Genomic DNA, 520 nt, shown 5'->3' with positions numbered 1-520 from the left:
TATGCACCTTGAAAACTGGATACGCAACACAAGCCAAGGAGTCTTCAACAGATGCGCAAAGCAAACTGTCGAAGATTTCACCGGAGCGATTTGAGGAGAAGTTACTAAGGGCACACGGTGGATGCCTTGGCGCCAGGAGCCGATGAAGGACGGGGCGAACGCCGATACGCCTCGGGGAGCCGTAAGCAGGCATTGATCCGGGGATTTCCGAATGGGGCAACCCACCAGTCTGACGAGGGCTGGTACCACCATCTGAACCCATAGGATGGTTGGAGGCAGACCAGGGGAACTGAAACATCTTAGTACCCTGAGGAGAAGAAAGCAACCGCGATTCCCTGAGTAGCGGCGAGCGAAAGGGGAGTAGCCCAAACCGAAGAGCATGTCTCTTCGGGGTTGTGGGGCGTCCTACACGGAGTTACAAAGGCGGAAGGTAGACGAAGTGGCCTGGAACGGCCCGCCATAGACGGTAACAGCCCGGTAGTCGAAACCATCCGCCCTCCAGGACGGACCCCGAGTACCG

The 520-nt window shown here is 57.3% G+C and carries 1 rRNA gene; it reads left to right on the top strand.

Going from position 1 to position 520, the window contains the following annotated elements:
• Positions 1 to 94: 94 nt before the first annotated feature.
• A 23S ribosomal RNA gene (locus tag IEW70_RS17660) occupies positions 95 to 520 on the top strand; the annotation flags it as partial.

The organism is Marinithermofilum abyssi, assembly GCF_014641195.1.
Classification (GTDB): Bacteria; Bacillota; Bacilli; order Thermoactinomycetales; family DSM-45169; genus Marinithermofilum; species Marinithermofilum abyssi.
The sequence above is the reverse complement of the archived record's forward strand: the minus strand, read 5'-3'. Positions and strand labels throughout refer to the sequence as shown.